The following is a 13,920-nucleotide window of genomic DNA, read 5'->3' as shown; positions in this document are numbered from 1 at the left end:
GTACTTATTAACCGCGGGACGTTAACAAGTACTCACGGGCGATAGCCTCGACAGCATGCCCACAGCCCTGATCACCGGAGCGAGCCGTGGCCTCGGAGCCGCCATCGCCCGCGAACTCGCATCGACCCACGACCTCCTGCTCGGCGCCCGGTCGGCCGCGGCGCTGACCGACATCCTCGACGAACTGCCGGGCGCCACGCCCTGGCCGGTCGAGCTGACGGACTATGACGCGCTGGCGGCTGCGTGTGCCCCGATCGAGCGGCTCGACGTGCTCGTCCACAACGCCGGCGTCGCCGACCTCGCGACCGTCGGGGAGTCGACCGTCGAACAGTGGCGGCACACGCTCGAGGCGAACGTGATCGCGGTGGCCGAACTGACACGGCTGCTGCTGCCCGCCCTCCGCGCCGCGGGTGGGCACGTCGTCCTGATCAACTCGGGTGCCGGGCTCCGCGCGAACGCCGGCTGGGCGTCGTATGCGGCGAGCAAGTTCGCCCTGCGGGCGTTCGGTGACGCACTACGCCTCGAGGAGCCGTTACTGCGCGTCACGTCAATTCACCCCGGGCGGATCGACACCGATATGCAGCGCGCCATCGTGGCCGGCGAGGGCGACGAGTACCGGCCGGAGAAGTATCTGCAGCCGTCGACCGTCGCAAAAGCCCTGCGCAACGCGGTGGAGACACCGGGTGATGCGCACCCCACAGAAGTCGTGCTGAGGGTGCGCTGACAGCGAAGAAACCTGCGTGAGATACATCACAGATTGATCTCACAGAAAGGCTTTAAGCTGCTCACAATTAGTCGCCCTACAGTTCTTCTCATCAGCAGAGGTCGCAAACGTGAGTCAGGTTCAACGAGCTGACTCCCAGGAGGTATCCCCACGATGAACACCGACCAGCGTATGCACAGCGACACCGTCGTCGCGGTCGACGGCGACGTCTTCGCGACGATGTTCACTCTCGATCTCGGTGACGGCGAGGTCGATCGCGAAGCAGTCGAGCGGATTCACGGCGGCGACTTCGACGAGTGGATCGAGGCGGCAGCGCGGTCCGGTCTGTTCACGCCGCAGGCGGTCGCGGGCCTGGTTCAGACATGGCAGGACAGCCCGAAGTCCTTGTTCGACGCCCTGCTCGCCGATGCCGACGAGATGACCCACAAGCGCTACGCGATCATCTGGGACGCGCTCGACGACGCCGACACGTTCGAGAACGTCGAGTACGCCTGACGATCAGAACGGCCACGCGGGCACGGGCGGCAGACCCTCCCGCGTGGGGCGCCCGATAACCCACGCCAGCAGTTCGGTGCGCGGAAGTTCCGGCACCCCGACATCCGGATGCCGGGCCGCCAGCTCGGGCAGCTCCGACTCCAGCGTGTGCTCCACGAAGAGTTCCGGCCAGTCGGCCGCCGAGTAGTCGAGACCCAGGTCGAGGTGGTGGATCTCGAGCTCGCGCCACCGCAGTACCGGCACCCGCCGCGCAGGCACCCGCTGACGCCAGTTCACCGGCGTCTCGTACAGATCTTCGGTGATCCGGCGTAGCGACTCGATCACCCGCCGCCCCGCGAAGCGGAAATCGGCCACCAGCAGTTCGGCCGGACGTCCGGCCCCCTCCTCGATCGCCGCGGCCCGCGCGGCCGGACCGCCCGGGTACATTTCGGGCGCGGCCTCGCCGGTGATCACCCCGACGGCGAACCGGTTGAGCGCGTCCGCGTTCCTCGCCAGGTGCGTGACGACGTGCCCCCGGCTCCACCCCGGCAGCAACGACGGCTCCCGCGCCTGATCGTCGGTCAACCCCTCCAGCGTCGCCTCCACCGTCCGGTGCGATGCGGCAACCGCATCGAGCAGTTCGGCATACGACAGTGCGGCACGCGGCGACGTCATGTTGACGATGCTAGGCGATGCCCCCGACCGCGAATCCGCAGGATCTCGATAACGGAACGATGACGATCGGCTTCCGGCGGGTGCAAATCGGACAATCGTACTGATACTGAGATCGACTGTCGGACAACGCGGTTGAAAGGTGGTGTGTGATGTACAACGAATCCGCTACGTGGGGGATACCGAGCGAGACCTTTCTGGTGATCTACGTCGCCGCCGCCGTGCTTGCAGTCGGGCTGGCGGTATTCCTCCGGTCCCGAGGCACCGGGCCCGCCCCAACAGCCGGTGTTCGCCTCGATCCGGTGCAGGCCGGGATGCTGACCAGCGACGATCGCGCCATCGCCGCATCTCTGACCCTGCTGCGGGGAGCAGACCTCATCTCCGTCGACGGGACGATCCTGCGGGCGTGGGGAGTCGCCGACAACGCCCTCGGATCGTTCACGCGCACCGTCTACGACGAACTCGTCTCCGGGCGCAGCGCCCTCGGCAACCTTCGGCTCCCGGGCCGGTTGCAGGCCCCACTCGACCAGCTGCGGGCCACCCTGGTCGCACAGGGGCTGCTCGCCGGACCGGAACAGAAGGCGTGGAATCGCCGGGCGACCCTCCCGATCCTCGTCGTCCTGGCCGTCGGCGTCGCACGCCTCGTCGCCGGATTCGCCGCGGGCAAGCCGATCGGCTTCCTGCTGGTCGCGGTGGTGCTGCTCTCGGCCGCACGCGAGCTGATTCGACGGACCGGCCGCAGGACGCGCCAGGGGACGGCGGAGCTGCATCGCCTGCGCCGCGAACACTCGTCCCTCGCGCCGCGGATGCGCCCTTCGCTCACCGCATACGGTCCGACGCCGATCGCGCTGTCGACGGCACTATTCGGGATGGGGGCCGTCGGCTTGTTCTCCCCCGGGTTCGCGAACGCGGCGGGTATCGCCGACGGCGGCAGCGGTGACGGTGGCAGCAGTGGGGGCGACAGTTCCTGCGGAGGCGGCGGTGGGTGTGGTGGTGGGGGGTGCGGGGGATGACCGCCCTGATCGAGCCGGGCCTCGGCATCGGCTGGCGGCCGGAGATCTGCGGGATCATCGACCGACTCGACGGCCTGCGGTTCTGCGAGGTGATCGCCGAATCGCTGCCCGCCCGCCGACGCGGGGTCGGCGTTCCGGACGAACTGCGGTCGCTGGGCGTTCCCCTCGTCCCGCACGGCATCTCGCTGTCATTGGGTGGCGCCGACGCCGTCGAGCGGCACCGGATCGACCATCTCGCGCGGTGCGCCGACGCGCTCGGTGCACCGCTCGTCAGCGAGCACGTCGCGTTCGTGCGGGCGGGCGGCCTCGAGGCCGGGCACCTGCTGCCGGTGCCGCGCTCCGCGGAAGCGCTGGACGTGCTGGTGCGCAACATCCACCGCACGCAGGAGTGCCTGCCGGTGCCCCTGGCCGTGGAGAACATCGCAGCCCTGTTCGACTGGCCGGACGACGAATACTCCGAGGGTGAGTTCCTCGCCGAACTCGTCGAACGCACCGGCGTCCACCTGCTGCTGGACGTCGCCAACGTCTACGCGAACGCCCGCAACCGCGGGCGCGACGCCGGCGAGGAACTCCGGCGCCTCCCCCTCGAACGTGTGGCGTACTGCCACGTCGCCGGGGGATCCGAACGGGACGGCGCGTATCACGACACCCACACCGACCCGGTGCCCGGCGAGGTGCTGGACCTGGTCCGGCAGTGGGCATCCGAGGGTGCCCCCGCGATGATGCTCGAGCGCGACGGGAACTACCCGCCCGCCCGGGAGTTGTTCGACGAGTTGGATGCGATCGCGGATGCGGCCGGCTTCGACCGGGTCACCGGGGACGCCGTGTGGAGTTTGCCGTGACGGGGCTGGCGGAGCGGCAGGCGGCATTGGTCCGGGCTCTCGTCGCGGCGGGGGACTGCCGGAGGGATTCGACCGCGACGCGATCGACACCGCATCGAAGGCCTTGCTCCGCAAGCGTTCCGGGGAAGTGGGCGGTCACCTTCCCCACGTCCGCAGGGCCCTCGGCGACCGATTCTTCGCGCTGTTCGCCGCCTGGGCCGAGGGCAGGCCGAAGGTGAACACCCACGCGGACGCCGAGGCATTCACCGCGTACCTCGCGGCGATCGGTGAACTGCCTGCGCGGAGTCGCCGTCGTCGCCGTCTGTTCGGCCCGCGACGAACCTGAGCAGCAGCTCGTTCACCTCTTCTGGCCGTTCCTGCTGGACGAAGTGCCCGGCGCCCTCGACGAGATGGAGTCCGCGCAGGTCGGGGACGGTGTCGCGCATCCGATCGAGGGCCTGCGCACCACTCATCGCGATGACCGGATCGTGCGCACCGGCCACGAACAGCGTCGGCACCTCGATGTGGGCTCCGGCAAGATTCCCGGAGCGTTCCCAGTTCGCGTCGTACGCCCGGTACCAGTTCAGGCCGCCGGTGAACCCCGTCCGGGTGAAGACCTCCACGTAATGGTCGAACTCGGCCTCCGTCAGCCACGACCACGGCAGGGGTGGGCGTCGGGCAGCACGTCCAGGTACCCGTTGCCCTCCGAGGGATGCTGCCAGATGTCCAGATAGCGATAGTCGCCCGACAACGCGTAGAACAGCCGCTGCAGGAATCCGCGGGGATCGGCGTCGAGTTCACGGTCGGCGACACCCGGTTCCTGGAAGTAGTGGATGTGCAGGAAGTGCTTGCGCGCCATCGACGCATAGAGCTCCGACGGTCGCAGCGGGAACCGGTCGGGCGCGTAGGGGACGGCCAGTAGCACCAGCCCGGACACGCGCGTGCGGTGTCGCAGTGCGACGGTCCAGGCGACCGGTGCGCCGAAGTCGTGGCCGACGAACACGGCACGCTCGTGACCGAGCGCGTCGAGCAGAGCGATCAGCGCGTCCGACACCCGCTCGTTCGTGTAGTCGTCGATGTCGCGGGGCACGTCGGTGCCGCCGTAGCCGGGCATGTCCGGGGCGATCGCGCGGTACCCGGCAGCCGCGAGGGCACGCATCTGATGCCGGTAGCTGTAGCCGAGGCCCGGGAACCCGTGGCACAGGACGACGGGCGGTCCGTCACCCAGTTCCGAAATCTGCCAACGGAATCCGTCGACCGTGATCACCCGCTCCGTCGACGACGCCATGCTCCGCATCCCTCCACCGGCCGGAACGTGTTCTCGCAATGTAGCGTAGCGACGACACCATTAGAATGCACCTGACTCGCAGTGGCGACCGTCGACCGACCGGGGAAGTGGAGTGATGCGCAATGGTGGAGGCACGCTCCCGCCATGAGTTCGTCGCACTCCAGCTCCGGCAGCGCATCATGCAGCGGCAGTACGCGGTGGGTGAGTCGCTGCCCAGCGAGAGCATGCTGTGCGCGGAGTTCGAGGTGTCGCGCGGTCCCGTGCGCCAGGCTCTGGCGACGTTGAAGAACGAGGGGCTCATCTTGCTGTCCCAAGGGAAACCGGCTGTGGTGCGGAGCCACGACATCACGCAGACCCTGGACACGTTCACACCGTTCTCCCAGTGGGCGCGTCGCACCGGCCGCGCCGCGGGGAGCCGCACGCTCGAGATCTCACGTCGCCGCGTGTCCGAACCTGCCGCCAGCGCACTGGGATCGACCCCGGACGACTTCGTCGTCGAGGTGCTCCGCGTCCGACTGCTGGACGGCGAACCGACGATGATCGAGCGGAGCACGTTCACCGAACGCGTCGGCTCCCTGCTGTTCGACTTCGACATCGACACCGGATCGATCACCGACTACCTCACCTCCCGCGGCGTCCGCTTCGAATCGATGGAGCACGTGCTCGACGCCGTCGCCGCAACCGAGGTCGACGCCGAAAATCTCGGCATAGACCCCGGCAGCCCGTTGCTTCGGGAACGTCGGACTTCGCGGGATCAGAACGGCGACACATTCGAGTACGCGGACGATCGGTACCGTCCCGACCTCGTCGCTTTCAGCATCGTGAACGCCCGCACCATCGACCCCCGTCTTCCGTCGGACGACGGCAACGGAGCCTGACCGGCCGCCGGCATCCGATCGATCAGGCGTTGCGCAGTTCGGCGAGCAGACCGGGCAGGTCCGCGACGCTGTCGAGAACGTGGGTGGCCCCGGCCTCGGACAGCTGGGTGGCGTCGTGGGCGCCGGTGAGCACTCCCACGGAGGCGAATGCTCCGGCGCGGAGGCCGGTGGTGACGTCCGACGTGGTGTCGCCGAGCACCACCATGGACTGCACGGACGGGGCGCCGGTTCGCATCAACGCGGTCAGCGCCAGGTCCGGGAAGGGGCGGCCGCGGACGCCGTCTCCGGGGCACAACACGACGTCGGCGACGTCCTGCCAGCCGAGCGCGCGGACGATCGACATCTGCGTCTCGTGCGCGAACCCGGTGGTGAGCGCCGTCTTGATGCCCTGCTCCCGCAGCGAGCCGAAGAGTTCCTCGGCGCCGGGGATCGCGCTGCACCGGCCGTCGTCGACGAGTTGCGAGTAGCAGCGCTCGAATTCCTTGTTCGCAGCTTGCGCCTGCTCCTCGTTTCCGCCACTGAGATGGCGGAACACGACGATCTTGGACTGGCCCATGGTGTCGGAGACGTATTCGAGCATCCGCCGGCGGTCTTCGTCGGTCTTCGACAGTCCGGCATGCGCGTCCGCGGCGAGGAAGGACTGCTGGACCAGCCCGCTGTCCTCCACGGTGGTGCCTGCCATGTCGAAGACCACGAGGCTGATGTCCCGGTGATGTGTTCCCATTGTCGTGTTCCCCTCGGTGTTCGGTGAGTGCGGTTGTGCTGCTATGCCATTACGGGCACGGTGTCGCGGCCGAAGATGTGGTCGATGCGGTCCTTCGCCAGGCCCATGCCGGTGGTCATGCCGATCCCGGTGGTCACGGTGACGATGTGCACGCCGTCGATCGGCTCCTCGATCAGGAACTCGGAATCGGGGGCCGAGCTGTACACGCCCTGCCAGCGTTCGGTGACGGTGACGTCCGAGACTCCGAAGAGGGCGGCGGCTTCACGGATCAGCACCTCGAACCCCTTCTCCGACTGGAACGGCTCCGCCGAGACCTCGCGGATGTGCGTGTCGCCCAGCAGGATCGAACCGTCGGGCTGCGGTGTGTACATCTGGTGGAGGTCGAGGTCGACGTAGTCGGGGTACTCGTCGCGCAGCCTCGCGGCGAGCGCCGCCGCCGCGGGAAGATTCTCGAAACCGCTGTACCGCACGAGCGACCAGCCGGTGAACAGCGGCGCGGGCAACGGCGCGGACAGCGGGATTCTCGCGCGCATCATGTGGAGCCGGCACCGCAGGAGCCCCCTGCGCTCGGCCGGCTCCGGAAACAGGCGGTCGATGTCGTAGTTGACGGTGACGAACACCGTCCCCGCGTGAAGATCGCCCCGTGAGGTGCCGACGACTCCGGTCTCGAATCCGGTTGCGGCGGTGCGCCAGAAGAAGTCGACACCCGACGCTTCGAGCCACTGCGCGATGGCGGGGGCCGCCTCCCGCGGGTTCACCTGCAGGTCGTCGGCCATGTACATGCCCCCGACGACCCGGTCGCCGACGATGGGTAACGCGCCGAGGATCCGGTCTCGGGACAGCAGTTCCACTTCGGCCGGTCCGCGTATGTCCGCGAACTCGGTCATGACTGCCAGCTCGTCGTCATGCCGTGCCACGCAGTATGTTCCGGACTCGGCGGACCAGAACCCGGCCTTGCGTGCCAGGTCGAGCCAGTGCTCCCGGCCCGCTCGGGCGTAGACGCGGGCGACACCCGACTGGGCGGTGATGCAGGCGTGGCCGAAGTTCTGGACCGAAGCGCCCGCAACTCGGTCGGCATGGTCGATCACCGCCACGGACAGGCCTCGATGGAATGCGTGGTATGCGTGCGCGAGGCCGACGATTCCGGCACCGACAACCACCACGTCGTAGCGTCGTTGATTTGTCACGAATCCCACTGTGAACGCACCCACCCAACATGTCAATACAAGTAGGTGGAATTTACTACACGTATATATAAGTTTCCGTCCGTTAACCGTCCGTTGCGCGTTCCGGCGCGCGTCTGGTGATCGCGGCCGGGGGTTACTGCGACGATTACCGCCTGAGTCCACCCACCCGCAGAGGAGCGAATCGATGAGTGGTGCTTCCGGCCCGAGTGCCGTTCCCGTCCACGAACCGGCGTCGTCGAACGACCGCTTCGGCCCCCTGATCGAGCGCCGCGACGACGCCGACTTCCCGTTCTACAACGGGACGCCCACCACGCTGTCGGTGCGGCAGTGGATCCTGGCCTGGGCCTCGGTCGCAGTCGGCTTCGCGGCCCTGATCCTCATCCCGCAGCCCGGCAACATCGTCGCGCTGATTCCGCGCATCCTGTTCGTCGGTATCCCGATCGTCGTGCTGGCGATGGTGACGCGCGGGCACTGGACAGCGTTGTTCCGAAAGGTGCACGGCCGGGACGTCCTCACGATGATCGGCTTCGCCGTGCTCAACCTCGTCGTCACGTCCGTGCTGGCATTGATCGTGCAGGCCCTGTTCGGGGTGGCGTCCAACGAGGCCGTCGAGGGTGCGGGCAAGGGTGGCGTGCTCGACACAGTCGCGTTCTACGTGGGAACCGGGATCCAGTTGGTCGGTGAAGAAGTCTTCACCATCGTCCCGTTCCTCGCGTTGATGTATTTCCTGTTCGCCAAGGCGGAACTGTCCCGCAAGACCGCGATCGTCCTGGCCTGGCTGCTCAGTGCGGTGTGGTTCGGCGCCGCCCATCTGCAAACCTACGACTGGAACTTCGCTCAGTCCTTCATCGTGATCGGCGGGGCACGACTCATCCTCACCCTTGCCTACATCCGGACCAAGAACCTGTGGGTCTCGACGGGTGCGCACATCATCAACGACTGGACTCTCTTCACCCAGGCCATCGTGCTCAACGCCGCGCTCGTCACCCTGTAGCCGAGTTCTCCGCGGCCGACCCTCAGTTGGGAATCGGGATGACGATCGGCGGCAGACCCGGTATCTGCACCTGAATCTGCTGCGGCGGTGCGGGCACCGGCGCAGGGGCAGGCGGCGGGTAGTTCACCTGCGGCTCGGGTGCGGGCGGCGGGGGAGGTGGCGGCGGGGGAGGCGGTGGCGGCGGCGGGGGCGGAGGCAGAGGTTCCGGGGACGGAGCCGGCGCGGGACGGGGAGCAGCTTGCTGCACCACCGCGGGCGGCGAATCCACTACCGGCGCCTGGGCTTCCACGGGTGCCACCGGATTCGGGCGCTCCACCGGCTGCTGCGGGCCGGAACCGATCGGCACCGGCGACAGTCCACCGGTCATCAGATCCACCACGGTCACTTCGGTCATCGCCAGGTTGGAGGGCTGCACGACGTACAACCTGTCCTGCTGGAAGCCCGGCCACGGATCGCCCTGCACTTCCGCGTCCTGATTCACCACCGGGGAGAGCAATGGGCTTCCGCGCACACATCGGACGCGGGGAACGCCGTGGTCGTCGATCAGCACGATGGTCCCCGCCTCGAGCACGGACTGGAATGCGGTGGCATGGCCGTCGTCGAAGCCGTGACTGGTGACGCGGGTATCCGCACGGAGCAGCACAGGCGTCAGGGTGCGGACGTAATTCCGCACGTCGTCGACCTGGAACACACTCGACCAGGCCTGCAGCCTCGCCGGATCCTGCTCGAGGTCGTCGACGAGCCGCTGCCGGTCGCAGAGCACCCGGTCGGGGCTTCCGCCGTAGAGGCCGGCACGGTCGCCGATCACCCGGATCCCGGCGGCGCGGGGCTCGCTCGGCAGGTCGGTGCCGGGCGGACCGAACGGAACCGTCGTCGGCGTCTGCGGCGGAAGCAGTACTTCCGTCCACGGAAGCTGCCCGTTGTCGGTGGCCCGGTCCAGGTCGACCGGATCGGGGTGGGCCCCGGAACCCGAGGAACACGCCACGAGCACCGTGGCGGTCAGGGCGCCGGCGACCGCCAGCCAGCTACGCGGTGCGCGCCCGGGGCGCGTACCGGCTCGAACGACTGCGCTGCGTCGGGCACGCCGTGCGACCTGCCCGGCGACGTCGGTGGCCACCACGCCATGGTAAGCACAGTCGCTGATCAGCCGGGCCGAATTGCGGTGTGGTTGCCGGGCCCGGCAGTCGGTCAGCTCGTGATCATGTCTTCCTGCGACCAGAAGGCCCTCATAGACGTGATCTTGCCGTCGTCGTCGAACGTCATGACGTCGATCGGCGCGATCTCGAGCTTCTGCTCACCCAGGTCGGTGACGAGGGAGAAGTGGAACGCGGCCGAGTTGCCGGCGATCTTCAGCGTCAGGAGCTCGCCGGTCTGCTTCAGCGGTTCGATCACCCCGTAGAACTCCCGCAACGATTCCACCGTGGTCCGCGGCTCGGTACCCACCGGATCCTCCACGGTGGCACCCTCGGCGTACAGCGCGACGACGTCGTCGGCGGTCCCGGTGGCCACCGCCTCGATGTACCTCTCGACGGTCTTGCGGATGTCTTCTGCGGACGGTGCCATGATGCGAACTCCTCAGTTGAATAGAACGTGTTCTAGCCGTGAGAGTAACGCAGCACCTGCCCGGTGGGGAGCCCCTTCTCCCAGGCAGCGGGACATGTCCGCACAGGGGTCCGCCCCTGCCGACGTGGAAGTCGGCAGGGGCGGGGAGGGAACAGTTCGTCAGGTTCGCGGCGCGGCCGCCTCCTCCAGCTTCGCCAGCCGGGGAGCGGTCGTCCCCATCGCCGGTGCAGCAGCGGTTACGGAGGACACCTCTTCCAGCGACTTCCCCTTCGTCTCCGGAGACATGAAGAAGCAGATCCCGAAGGCGATCGCCGTCAGCACCGCACCGAAGAGCATCGTGGTGCCCGTGCCCAGCGCCGAGATACTCAGCGGCAGCAGGTACGTGCCCGTCGCGGCGCCGAACCGGCTCACCGCAGTGGCGATTCCCACCGCAGTCGCCCTGAACTCGGTGGGGAAGAGTTCGTTGGGGTAGATCCACACCAGGATGCTCGGACCGCCGGAGATGAACGCGTACGCGCAGAAGGCGGCGACGACGAACCACAGGGGACCGTCCGCCCACAACCACAGCCCGGCCAGCGGAATCACCATCAGTGCCAGCGGGACCACTGCGATCGGGCGCCGGCCCCACTTCTCGACCAGGAACAGCGCGGGGATGGATCCGGCGACGATGAGCCCGATGATGACGGTTTCGACGATGAGCCCCGCGGAACCGTCACCGGAGATCGAGAAGCCCGACAGGATCGTGGGCAGGAACGTCAGCAACGCGTAGAGCGGGGTGACGACCGCCAGATACAAAGCGCTGCACATGATCAGCCGGGCAAGGTACTGACCCCGGAAGTAGATCCGGATGTCGGCCTTCGGCCTCTCCGCCGTGTCCTCGACCGTGACCTTGCTCAGGTCGAGTTTCTCCCCGTAGATCTTCTCGACCACGGCCTCGGCGTCGGCCACCCGGCCGTTCTTCAGGAGCCAGCGCGGCGACTCCGGGATTCCGCGGCGCACGAGAATCACGATCAGACCCAGAACCGCACTGGACGCGAGTAGCAGGCGCCAGTGGTCGTTGCCGCCGGAGATACCGACGACGAGCGCACCGACCACGTACGCGGCAACCGCGCCCGCCGACCACGCGACGGCCGACATCCCGACCATGGCGCCGCGCTTCTTGGTGGGGGTGAACTCGGTGAGCAGCGAGGTGGCGATGGGGTAGTCGGCACCGATGGCCGCGCCGATGACGAAGCGCAGGACTATGAGCTGCCACGGCAATTGGACGAACACCGACAGAACACACGCGACGACCAGCACCACCAGGTCGAGGGCGTACATCTTCTCCCGGCCGATCCGGTCGGTGAGGAAGCCGAACACGGTGGCGCCGAAGAAGATACCGATCAGCGAGGCCGCACCGATCAATCCTGCCTCGGCTGTCGTCGGGTGAAGTTGCTCGGTCACCCCGAGCAGGGCCACGCCGATGATGCTCATGACGTACCCGTCCAGGAATGGTCCGCCACAGCACGCGATCAGGAGCTTGGTGTGGAACCCGCGTTTGGCGGGTCTGTCCATCACGTCGAAGGAACTCATGTCGTCTCCACTACGTAGATTGGTGCCGTCACCCCGGGGGTGGCGGTCGAGTCGGCCGCACTCGGCCGGTACCGCTAAGAGGTTGTCTTGTTCAGCGCCGCGTAGGCGAGCTGTTCGAGCAGCAGCGAGGCGTGGTGCGGGGCGTCGACGCTGACGTCCAGTACCTGCTTGGTGATGCTCAGCGCCAGTGGCGAATACGCCGCGAGTTCGTGCGCGATGCTCAGCGACTGCTTCACGTGCTCGGAGGGAGGCGCGATCTCACTGACCACGCCCCAGCGTTCGGCGTCCGTGTGATCGAAGCGCCGTCCGCGCAGGACGAGGTCGCGGGCACGGCCGGCCCCGACGATGCGGGTGATGCGGGTGACCCCACCGGAGCTGGGGAGGATCCCGATTCCGATCTCCGGGAACCCGAACACCGCGGCCGGATCGGCGACGCGGATGTCGGTGGCGAGAGCCAGTTCGAGCCCGCCGCCGAGGCAGTAGCCGGTGATCGCGGACACGGTGGGCTGCGGGAGAGCCGCGAGCGCCTCGTACACCGACCCGGACGTCCGGTAGTACTCGGCGATCGCCTCCGGGGTCATCTCCCGCAGTTCGGTGACGTCCGCGCCGGCCGAGAACACCGAGTCACCGCCGGTGAGGACCACCGCACGACTGGATTTCACCTCGGGTGACCCCAGTGCGCCGAGCAGTTCGGCTTCCATGTGCGTGGACAGCGCGTTCCGCTTCTGTTCCCGCCTCAGCGTGACGACGGCGACGTCGCCGTCGCGGTGCACATCGACGGTCCCGGCGTTCTCGGTCGGCATCGTGCTACTTCTCCCCGGCCTCGTAGCGGAACGACAGCAGGTTGTCGAGACCCCGCTTGTTGGCCTCGTTCGCGATGACCAGGCGCTGGATCTCCGACGTGCCCTCCCAGATGCGGTCGACGCGCAGTTCGCGCCACAGCCGCTCGACGGGGTAGTCGCGGATGTAGCCGCGCCCACCGAAGATCTGGACGGCCCGGTCGGCCACCCGGTTCGACGCCTCGGAGGCGGCCAGCTTCACGGTCGCGGCCTTGGCGTGCAGCGTCTTTCGCAGGTCGGCGTCATTCGGATCGGCCTGGTCGAATTCCCACGCCACCTGATGGGTGAGTGCCCGGTTGGTGGTGATGTCCACGACGGAGTCGGCGATCATGCCCTGGATCAGCTGACGATTGATCAGTGGCTCGCCGCCCTGGACCCGCTCCCGCGCCCAGTCGACGGCCAGGGTCAGCGCCCGCTCGGCGGCACCGATCGTGCGTGCGCCGATCATCAGCCGCTCCTCTGTGAACCAGTCGCGGGTGAGGTCGTGACCCTGTCCGATACCACCGAGCACGGCGTCCGCTCCGACGCGCACGTTCTCGAACGTGAACTCGGGGTGCTCGTAGACGAAGGTGTGCGTGTAGCGCGGGATGTGCTTGATCTTCACACCCGGTGTGTCGACGTCGATCAGGAAGATCGTTGCGGCGTGGTCGGGTTCGACGTTGGCCAGCACGATGAGGTAGTCGGCGACGTCACCGACCGTGACGAACCACTTCTCTCCGTTGATGATGTACCCGCCGTTGCCGTCGGGTGTCGCGGTGGTGCACGCCGCGGAGAAGTCCGAGCCCGCGTTGGCCTCGGAGATCGCGACGGCGTCGCGGCGGTCGCCGCGGGCACCGGGAATCAGGTAGCGCTCCCGCTGTTCGGGGGTCGCGTGGGTCAGGGGGTTGGCGGGCCGCCACACCGTGTCCCACAGCGCGTTGGTGAGCTTACCGAGTTCGTCCTGCACGACGGCCTGCTCGAGCACCGTCAGTCCGGCCCCGCCGTATTCGACGGGGGTGTTGATCGCCTGCAGTCCCGATGCGAGGACGGCCGCCTTGATGGTGGCGTGGGATTCGTCGGAAATTCCGTTGTTTCTTTCGCACTCGTCCTCGAACTGCATGATCGTGTCGGTCAGGGCGCGTGCGCGCTCCTTGAGGTCGGCGAGGCGGGGGCTGTATGCGAATTCCATGAT

Annotated in this window: 14 protein-coding genes and 1 pseudogene; 6 read left to right on the top strand and 9 right to left on the bottom strand. The window is 67.9% G+C overall.

Features of this window, described 5'->3' with window-relative positions; translation table 11 throughout:
• Positions 1 to 55 precede the first annotated feature (55 nt).
• Positions 56 to 724, top strand: coding sequence for an SDR family oxidoreductase (locus tag ACFVJ3_RS18330; protein ID WP_378453365.1), 669 nt, complete (start codon positions 56 to 58; stop codon positions 722 to 724).
• A gap of 153 nt (positions 725 to 877) precedes the next feature.
• On the top strand, positions 878 to 1,219 hold the full coding sequence (locus ACFVJ3_RS18325; RefSeq protein ID WP_378453364.1) for a hypothetical protein: 342 nt from the start codon (positions 878 to 880) through the stop codon (positions 1,217 to 1,219).
• Positions 1,220 to 1,222: 3 nt separating this feature from the next.
• On the opposite strand, the gene ACFVJ3_RS18320 is transcribed toward ACFVJ3_RS18325, so the two are convergent.
• Positions 1,223 to 1,873, bottom strand: a complete 651-nt coding sequence (locus tag ACFVJ3_RS18320; protein ID WP_378453363.1) for a maleylpyruvate isomerase N-terminal domain-containing protein — start codon at positions 1,871 to 1,873, stop codon at positions 1,223 to 1,225.
• A gap of 149 nt (positions 1,874 to 2,022) precedes the next feature.
• Here ACFVJ3_RS18320 and ACFVJ3_RS18315 point away from each other — a divergent pair, with 149 nt between their 5' ends.
• Positions 2,023 to 2,883 carry a TIGR04222 domain-containing membrane protein gene (locus tag ACFVJ3_RS18315; RefSeq protein WP_378453362.1) on the top strand — a complete coding sequence of 287 codons (861 nt, stop codon included), beginning with the start codon at positions 2,023 to 2,025 and terminating at the stop codon, positions 2,881 to 2,883.
• Entirely contained in the window at positions 2,880 to 3,725 is an 846-nt protein-coding gene (locus ACFVJ3_RS18310; protein ID WP_378453361.1) for a DUF692 domain-containing protein, read from the top strand. The genes ACFVJ3_RS18315 and ACFVJ3_RS18310 overlap by 4 nt, the downstream gene beginning before the upstream one ends.
• 242 nt (positions 3,726 to 3,967) lie before the next feature.
• Here ACFVJ3_RS18310 and ACFVJ3_RS18305 read toward each other — a convergent pair.
• Positions 3,968 to 4,992 (bottom strand): annotated as a pseudogene (locus ACFVJ3_RS18305) (alpha/beta fold hydrolase).
• Positions 4,993 to 5,114: 122 nt separating this feature from the next.
• On the opposite strand from ACFVJ3_RS18305, the gene ACFVJ3_RS18300 reads away from it, so the two are divergent.
• A complete protein-coding gene (locus ACFVJ3_RS18300) occupies positions 5,115 to 5,870 on the top strand; it encodes a GntR family transcriptional regulator (protein WP_378453360.1) in 756 nt (251 codons plus the stop codon).
• Between the two features lie 22 nt (positions 5,871 to 5,892).
• Here ACFVJ3_RS18300 and ACFVJ3_RS18295 read toward each other — a convergent pair whose 3' ends face one another.
• Together ACFVJ3_RS18295 and ACFVJ3_RS18290 are read right to left on the bottom strand one after the other, a co-directional pair.
• The gene (locus tag ACFVJ3_RS18295) at positions 5,893 to 6,594 is read right to left on the bottom strand and encodes a phosphonatase-like hydrolase (RefSeq protein ID WP_378453359.1); all 702 of its coding nucleotides are present in this window, start codon (positions 6,592 to 6,594) and stop codon (positions 5,893 to 5,895) included.
• Positions 6,595 to 6,635: 41 nt separating this feature from the next.
• Complete coding sequence (locus ACFVJ3_RS18290) at positions 6,636 to 7,781, bottom strand: TIGR03364 family FAD-dependent oxidoreductase (RefSeq protein WP_378453358.1); 1,146 nt, start codon at positions 7,779 to 7,781, stop codon at positions 6,636 to 6,638.
• A gap of 184 nt (positions 7,782 to 7,965) precedes the next feature.
• On the opposite strand from ACFVJ3_RS18290, the gene ACFVJ3_RS18285 reads away from it, so the two are divergent.
• Positions 7,966 to 8,775 carry a CPBP family intramembrane glutamic endopeptidase gene (locus ACFVJ3_RS18285; RefSeq protein WP_378453357.1) on the top strand — a complete coding sequence of 270 codons (810 nt, stop codon included), beginning with the start codon at positions 7,966 to 7,968 and terminating at the stop codon, positions 8,773 to 8,775.
• A 22-nt stretch (positions 8,776 to 8,797) separates the two neighbouring features.
• On the opposite strand, the gene ACFVJ3_RS18280 is transcribed toward ACFVJ3_RS18285, so the two are convergent.
• The 5 genes from ACFVJ3_RS18280 to ACFVJ3_RS18260 all read right to left on the bottom strand — a co-directional run bounded on the left by ACFVJ3_RS18280 (position 8,798) and on the right by ACFVJ3_RS18260 (position 13,917).
• Positions 8,798 to 9,895: a DUF6777 domain-containing protein gene (locus ACFVJ3_RS18280; protein WP_378453356.1), complete on the bottom strand. Its 1,098-nt coding sequence runs from the start codon at positions 9,893 to 9,895 to the stop codon at positions 8,798 to 8,800.
• Positions 9,896 to 9,963: 68 nt separating this feature from the next.
• A complete protein-coding gene (locus tag ACFVJ3_RS18275) occupies positions 9,964 to 10,338 on the bottom strand; it encodes a nuclear transport factor 2 family protein (RefSeq protein ID WP_005262400.1) in 375 nt (124 codons plus the stop codon).
• Positions 10,339 to 10,497: 159 nt separating this feature from the next.
• Positions 10,498 to 11,910: an MFS transporter gene (locus tag ACFVJ3_RS18270; RefSeq protein WP_378453355.1), complete on the bottom strand. Its 1,413-nt coding sequence runs from the start codon at positions 11,908 to 11,910 to the stop codon at positions 10,498 to 10,500.
• Positions 11,911 to 11,984: 74 nt separating this feature from the next.
• The gene (locus ACFVJ3_RS18265) at positions 11,985 to 12,713 is read right to left on the bottom strand and encodes an enoyl-CoA hydratase/isomerase family protein (RefSeq protein ID WP_378453354.1); all 729 of its coding nucleotides are present in this window, start codon (positions 12,711 to 12,713) and stop codon (positions 11,985 to 11,987) included.
• A gap of 4 nt (positions 12,714 to 12,717) precedes the next feature.
• Complete coding sequence (locus ACFVJ3_RS18260) at positions 12,718 to 13,917, bottom strand: acyl-CoA dehydrogenase family protein (RefSeq protein WP_378453353.1); 1,200 nt, start codon at positions 13,915 to 13,917, stop codon at positions 12,718 to 12,720.
• Positions 13,918 to 13,920: the final 3 nt, after the last annotated feature.

The sequence above is a fragment of the Rhodococcus sp. NPDC127593 genome, from assembly GCF_042671975.1.
Lineage (GTDB): Bacteria > Actinomycetota > Actinomycetes > Mycobacteriales > Mycobacteriaceae > Rhodococcus_F.
The sequence above is the reverse complement of the archived record's forward strand: the minus strand, read 5'-3'. Positions and strand labels throughout refer to the sequence as shown.